This window comes from Corynebacterium variabile (genome assembly GCF_006539825.1).
In the GTDB taxonomy this organism is placed as follows: domain Bacteria; phylum Actinomycetota; class Actinomycetes; order Mycobacteriales; family Mycobacteriaceae; genus Corynebacterium; species Corynebacterium variabile.
Genome location: NZ_BJNT01000035.1, coordinates 1 through 6,858 on the forward strand (window position 1 = coordinate 1; position 6,858 = coordinate 6,858).

Annotated in this window: 7 protein-coding genes; 2 read left to right on the forward strand and 5 right to left on the reverse strand. The window is 63.2% G+C overall.

Annotated features, from left to right (window positions below; translation table 11 throughout):
- From CVA01_RS14475 to CVA01_RS15615, 5 genes are all read right to left on the reverse strand, one after another.
- A partial coding sequence (locus CVA01_RS14475; protein WP_141331768.1) for a heavy metal translocating P-type ATPase occupies window positions 1–1,836 on the reverse strand: 1,836 nt, incomplete at its 3' end.
- A gap of 643 nt (window positions 1,837–2,479) precedes the next feature.
- Window positions 2,480–2,797, reverse strand: a complete 318-nt coding sequence (locus CVA01_RS14480; protein ID WP_141331770.1) for a hypothetical protein — start codon at window positions 2,795–2,797, stop codon at window positions 2,480–2,482.
- A 205-nt stretch (window positions 2,798–3,002) separates the two neighbouring features.
- A complete protein-coding gene (locus CVA01_RS14485) occupies window positions 3,003–3,239 on the reverse strand; it encodes a heavy-metal-associated domain-containing protein (protein WP_042622839.1) in 237 nt (78 codons plus the stop codon).
- 155 nt (window positions 3,240–3,394) lie between these two features.
- The gene (locus CVA01_RS14490) at window positions 3,395–4,135 is read right to left on the reverse strand and encodes a Crp/Fnr family transcriptional regulator (protein WP_174775652.1); all 741 of its coding nucleotides are present in this window, start codon (window positions 4,133–4,135) and stop codon (window positions 3,395–3,397) included.
- Between the two features lie 85 nt (window positions 4,136–4,220).
- Window positions 4,221–4,502 (reverse strand): heavy-metal-associated domain-containing protein, encoded by a 282-nt coding sequence (locus tag CVA01_RS15615; protein ID WP_141331772.1) that lies wholly within the window; start codon window positions 4,500–4,502, stop codon window positions 4,221–4,223.
- A 220-nt stretch (window positions 4,503–4,722) separates the two neighbouring features.
- Between CVA01_RS15615 and CVA01_RS15020 the strand changes: the two genes are divergently transcribed.
- Both CVA01_RS15020 and CVA01_RS14505 read left to right on the forward strand, forming a co-directional pair.
- Window positions 4,723–5,301, forward strand: coding sequence for a CueP family metal-binding protein (locus CVA01_RS15020; protein ID WP_170209814.1), 579 nt, complete (start codon window positions 4,723–4,725; stop codon window positions 5,299–5,301).
- 370 nt (window positions 5,302–5,671) lie between these two features.
- Window positions 5,672–6,592, forward strand: a complete 921-nt coding sequence (locus CVA01_RS14505) for an NADP-dependent oxidoreductase (protein ID WP_141331774.1) — start codon at window positions 5,672–5,674, stop codon at window positions 6,590–6,592.
- Window positions 6,593–6,858: the final 266 nt, after the last annotated feature.

Below are 6,858 nucleotides of genomic sequence, written 5' to 3' on the forward strand. Positions count from 1 at the left end.
GTCTGCCTTGTCCTTGTCTTCCTTCAGGGTGGGGCGCAGCAGCAGCATGGCGATCGCGATGACGATCAGGACGCTAGCTTCGTGGACGAGCATGCCAATCGACATGGTCACCCCACCGAGCAGCACACCGGCCAACAGGATCGCCACGGTGGCCAGGGCGATGGCGATATTGACCCGCATGGTGCGTACCGTGCGCTGGGCCAAACCCAGGGCGTACGGCAGGCGGGGGAGCTTGTCGGCCATCAGGGCGATATCGGCTGTCTCGATGGCGGCAGGTGAGCCAGCAGCCCCCATCGCCACGCCGATGTCGGCCTGAGCGAGTGCCGGCGTGTCGTTGACACCGTCGCCGATCATGGCCACGGTGCGGCCCTGGGCCTGCAGGTCCTTGACGATAGTGAGCTTGTCCTCGGGCATGAGTTCGGCCCGGACTTCGTCGACCCCGAGTTCGGCGGCGACGTTGTGGGCCACCCGCTGCGCGTCACCGGTGGCCATGATCACGCGCACACCCTTGTCATGCAGCGATCGGATAGCGGCCGGTGCGTCGTCACGGATGGTGTCGGCCACGGCGACGATGCCGATGGCGCGTCCGTCGACACCGACGTACATGGCGGTCTTGCCCTGGTCATTGAGTTCAAGGATGCGGGTGGTGTCCGGGGCGTGGTCGAGCAGGCCGGCGGAACCGACGGCGACGGTATGGTCGTCGACCTTCGCGATGATGCCCTTGCCGGTGACCGGTTTGGCTTTCTCGACCATTTCGATGGTCAGTCCCTTGTTCTCCGCGCCGCGGATGATCGCCTCGGCCAGGGGGTGCTCGGAGGCGGTTTCGGCACGGGCGGCCAGGGTGAGCACCTCATCGTCCGAGTAGGCAGGGTCGAGGACGTCGACGTTGGTCAGCTCGGGGCGGCCGTTGGTCAGGGTGCCGGTCTTGTCGACGACCACGGTGTCGACCTTCGCGGAGGTCTCCAGGTATTCGCCACCCTTGATGAGCACCCCGTCCTTAGCGGAGCGTCCGATACCGGCGACAATCGAGACCGGGATGGAGATGACCAGCGCCCCGGGGCAGGCGATGACCAGCAGGGTCAAGGCCAGTTCCACATTGAGGGTGATCAGGCCAACGGCGAGGGCGGCGACCATCACACCGGGGGTGTAGTACTTCGAGAATTTCTCCAGGAACGTCTGGGTCTTGGCCTTATCGTCCTGGGCGTCTTCCACACGGTGGATGATCTTGGCCAGTGTGGAGTCCGAGCCGATGCCAATCGCCTCGATGCGCAGCACCCCGGAGCGCAGCCAAGTACCGGCGAAGACCTCCGAGTCCTCGGCCTTCTCAGCGGGTACGGATTCCCCGGTGATGGTGGCCTCGTCGACCCCGCCGTGACCGGAGAGCACGCGTCCATCGACGGGGATCTGCTCTCCGTTTTTCACGAGCACGACGTCACCGGGGGCCAGTTCCCAGATCTCAACGGTTTCGGGCTCACCGTCGCGCAGCACGGTGGCGGTCTCGGGGGCAGCGTCCACCAGGTCCGACAGTGCCTTGCGGGTGCGGTTCATCGTGGCCTTCTCCAGGGCCTTGCCCAGGGCGAAGAGGAAGGTGACGGCGGCGGATTCCCAGTAGTTGCTGATGAACAGCGCGCCGATGGCGGCGACGATGACCAGCAGGTCAATCGAGATCATCCTAATGCGCAGGGCCTGGACGGCGGAGACGGCGATCTGCCAGCCGGCGACCACCGCGGCGGCGATCATGAATCCGTCTGACAGCCACCCAGCGGGGATGAGCCAGGACAGGATAATCAACAGGCCTGAGACGGCGACCACGCCCCAGGTTTTCCAGGTCTTCATGATGGGTGTCCTTTACTTTTTGAGGGTCTTTTTCTTGTGACACTCATTAAGTTAGGACAATTCCGGAGAAACTTCCTTGACCTGGATCAATTACCCACACACCTCCGACCTGACGAGGTGGAGCAGAAGAGCATGCCACGTGGCCTGTCAACGCCAGAAACCCACCAGCACCGCACGGTGCTGGTGGGTTCCTAGCGTGGAGATGACGTGGCGTCGATCATGCTCCTTTCCCGGGTACTCGGATAGGGGGTGTTTAGTAGGCCGAGGGTTTGGCGGTACAGCCGGCGTCCATGAGAGGGCCGGTGTGAGTGCTCAGCCATTCCCGGATCGGATGGCGGCCGTGTGGGTCGGGCGCCACAAGGGAGGGGAACAGGGCGAGGTCGTCATCTACGCGTCGCTGGTAGGCGTCACGGGTCTCCTTGAGATGTCCTAGGTGGATAGTGTCGTCCTGGCCCGCAGGACGGCTCACGCGGTACAACGCCGCCACACTGTGATAGGCGGGAGTAGCCGTTGCGTATGGCACCCTGGATGTCGCCTGTATTCAGGGCTCGAGTTCTTGCGAGAAGATTCGGTCCCTGTCGTTCACGGGTCGGTGTGGGCATGAGGACAGCGCGGCTCCCACTTCGGAAAGATGGTCCAGTCGCTAATGATCGTGGGCGTTGACAATGGCGTTGACCTTGGCATCCACAGCCTCCAGTGTGCTCAAGTCCAGGCGGGCAGTGTCGGTGTCCACGCCGTGCCCCTTCATCAGGAAGTCCAGCTTCGGGTGCAGCTGGGCGAGGGTATCGTTCGCCATGCGGGAGGGGTCACCGCCGTGGGTGGCGCATAACGCGTTCGCCTTGGCGTGCAGTGAGGAGACGGATTCGAGGTCCAGATCCGACTCGTCGAAGTTCTCGACCCCGTGGTCCTTGAGCAGGAAGTTCATCTTCTCGTGGAGACTGGCAAAGGTCACTTCGGCCATGGTGGTGTCCTTTCATGATGAAGATCAGGTGTTTTCTGTGATACTCATTAAGTTATGAACAATCCGGAGAAAGTACCTTGATCCGCATCAAGTACCCGCAAAGTGAGATCTGGATCGCAAAAAGACTGTGGTGCTCGTAGCCCGGGGGCACAGATGGCCCGCCGGCACTTTCTGGTGCGGGCGGGCTTGTGGGGTCGGGAGTGCGTCAGATCGCCGACGGCTTGGCGGTGTAACCGACCTCGGCTACCGCGGTGACCAGGTCACGTACGGAGACCTTCTGTGGGTCGTGGGTGACCAGGATGCGTCCGGAGGAGAACTTCACCTCCGCATTCTCCACGCCGTCCAAACCATTCAGCTTGTTTTCGATCTTGGCGACACAGCTCGGACAGGTGAACTCATCAGAGCGCAAGGTGGTGTTCTTCAGCGTGGCCGGGGCGGTCATCGTAACCAGGTCCTTTCATCTTTTATCGTCATGTTCCTGTGCTTGCACCTTTAAAGATACGGTCCTTTCCGGGTTAGTTCCTTGACCTGGATCAAACAACGACAAATCTCTCCTACCAGGAAATTGTCCTGGAACAGAGAGAGGGATGTGGGCGTTTAGAGGCCGGCGACCAGGTCGGCCAGGGCCTGGTGGTTGGTAATGGCGATCCATTCGCGGCCGGAGTCGATGACACCGGTTTTCTTCATCCGCGCCATTGCCCGGGAGGCGGACTCGACGGTGGTGCCGGCCATGCCGGCCACGTCGTCGCGGCGCAGGCGGACCTGCAGCAGGCTGGATCCGTCTTGTCGGATTTGCCCGAGCTTGGCGTCCAGGTATTGGAGGGCGGCGGCCACGCGCTGCTCGACAGTCGAGGTGGTCTGTGCGGTCTCGCGTTCCCGGGACCGGACCAATTGGTCCTGCTGCATCCGCATGATCGCCAACGCCAGTTGCGGGTAGGCGTCCACGACCTCGGTCAGGGCCTCGGCGGGCAGGTAGAGCGCGCAGGTGGTCTCAATCGCCCAGGCGGAGTCGGTGGCTGGGGAGCTATGGGTGTGCAGTGGGCCGATGACATCCCCGGGGGCGGCGATGTCGACGGTGATTTCGCGGCCATCGATGGTGTCCCGGGTGATCCGGGCCCGACCGGAGGCGACCATATAGCTGCCCTGAGCCTGCTCGCCGGCTAGGAGGATGGGATCACCCGCGGCCCAGGCCCAGGAGGTCAGATGCTGGTCGAGTTCCCTGTGCTGTTGTGGGTTCAGCTTCTTGGTCAGCGGGGAACGGGCCATGACCTGCATGTGCACGTCCAGGGAGCACTGGTGGGGTTGGGCGCAGTTGTGACGGACGGGATTGCGGGCCATAAGCCCCATGCTATCGGACCCGGAGAGCAATGACCGCGGAAGCGGAGGAGCAAAAGCCTCCGACACAACCGACAGCCGCGCCCCCTCACCACTCGCTGCCTGAGGAGTGGGCAGTGGAGGTGATGTCGGTGACGACCTTGATGAGCTCGTCCACAGACACCTGTTGTAGGTCATGGGACACCACGAGATGGCCGGGCGGTACGACCACTTCGACGGAGGCCACCCCCTCCAGGTCACTGAGTGTGGTCTGGGCGGTGGCCAGGCAACTCGGGCAGAAAAACCCGACGTGGACACGGTGGTGTGCTTGAGGATGGGAATGGTCATGACGGTGGGGTCCTTTCATCGGGGGCACGTGGAATGGGCGCATGATAATGAAAATGCGGCTATATCCGGAGTAATTCCTTAACCTGGATCAAACAACCGGAAAAGGGTCCCGACCGGTGGGAGCAGCTGCGCATGACGGTGCGGGTCGCGGCATACTGGGCCCGCGCCGACTTTCCCGGAAAGGGCCACGTCCCCTTTTCCTCTTGCTGTCACATGCAGTATTTTTTATGTTTGACTATAGAAACATGAAGCAAGGATCTGCCATGAACCGATTCGCCGCCCTCCTCGCTGTCTGTGCGCTCACCCTGGCCGGGTGCACCCCCTCGGCGGCGGACCCCGAGGAGGCGGAGTTTCTGGCCTCGGTCGATCTGGCAGGTATGGACCCGGTGGGGATCATCGACTACCTGGACGCTCTCCTCGTGGAGGCCCGTCCGCAGGATCTGATGGCCGTGGTGCGCCCCGACGAGCTCGTTCTGACCACTCCTGACGAGGAAATCAGCCTGGCTATGCCCGCTGCCTCCGTCTATGTGTCCGTGGCCCCGTTTATCAACCAGACCCATGACTGCTTCTACCACAGCCTGACCACCTGCCTGGGCGAGCTGCGCAACGCACCCGTGGAGGTGGAGATCATTGAGGACGGCACGGGTGCGGTGCTCGTCTCGGAGCAGGCAACCACCTTCGACAACGGGTTCATCGGCTACTGGCTCCCGCGCGATACCGCCGGCACCATCGAGATCACCCACGGGGAGTTCACCGGCTACTCCTACTTCACCACCGGTACGGACGGAGCCACCTGCATCACCGACCTTCGCCTCAGGGCCTCCCCACTGCCGCAGGTTTAACCGGTACTAGCCGGTTTTTCGGGGTTCATGGTGCACAACCGTTGAGGCGGTGTGGGATATGCATGTCAGGGTCCTGCCGTCCCCGAAGGGTGACGACGGAGAAAAATGCCTGCTCCTGCTGGGAACAGGGGCAGGCCTCACCTAGGGCATCGAGAGGCCCTGGGCACGCTGTGGCAAGCGACACCGACCTTAGCGGCACGAAGGGGCCTGCACGATAGATCCCCCAATGTCGGTGGGGTCCTTCGTGATCACTTCTTTCACTCTTTGATCCACGTCATGGTCTCGCGGTGATCATCTTTCTACCGTGACAGGCAAGGCCGCGAACGGCCGTGACCACAGGAAAGAAATTCACGAGGAGAGGAAGCACACGATGTCGAAGGTATACGTGTTCAACGAGTACGGCGGCCCGGACAACCAGGAACTGATCACCCGCAACACCCCCCAGCCAGGCCCGGGAGAACTCGGGGTCAAGGTCCACGCGGCCGGGGTCAACCCGCTTGATTGGAAGATCCGTTCCGGGGTTGCCGGAACCCCGCGAGAGCTTCCGGCACCCCTGGGCGAGGAGGCCTCCGGGATCGTCACCGCCGTTGGAGACGGTGTGGAGGGCTTCGCGGTCGGCGATCAGGTGCTCGGCCTGGTGGTCCCCGGCGTCGGCGGATATGCCGAGGATACCCTGCTGGTGGCAGAGAGTACCGTGCTCAAGCCGGAGGAGATCTCGTTCACCGACGCCGCCGCGATCCCGGTCGCTGGGGCGAGCGCCTACGCCGGCACTCACCAGGTCGAGCTTGAACCAGGCCAGTCGTTGCTGATCAATGGGGCCGGTGGTGGGGTCGGGCTGATGGCCGCGCAGATCGGACGGGTCCACAAGTTCCAGGTCGTCGGCGTTGACCACGAGGACAAGCGCGAACTCATCGAATCCACCGGTGCTATCTTCGTCGCCACCGGCGACGCCGTCGCGGAGCAGGTGCGTGCGCTGCTCCCTGACGGTGTGGACCTAGTCTTCGACCTAGTCGGCGGGGAGGCGTTGCGGGTGGTTGCTCCCTTGGCGAAGAATCCGGCGCACGTGATCTCGGCGGCTGATGCTGCCACCGTGGGAGAACTCGGTGGACAGGTGCTGCGCCGCACCCCGGAAATGGTCGGACAGATCACCGGGGTGGTCCAGTACGGGCTGGTCGACCCGAAGGTCGATACGACCTACCCGCTGGAACAGGCCGGTAAGGCCCTGGCCCACATTGAGCAGGGCCACGCCCGCGGCAAGATCGTCCTCGAGCTCATCACCTCCCAGGACTAACCAGACAACCAGAACGACCGCGGAGGAGAAAACCCGCGTAGGCGCGGCCAGCCGGTTGCGCCGCGTACTGCGGACACTCCACAGTAAGCGGGGGCTGCGATGAGGACCCGCAATCTGTTCTGAGCATCTGCCGCGGTCTTGCCTGCGAATAACAGGGCGCCCCGGCCCCTGCCAGCAGAGGCTTGCAGCCTGTGCCGGCAGGTTTTTCGCTCCGTGCTGCTGATCTCCCCGCCCTGCGGCAAGAAGGAGTCGCGATTCCTTTCTCC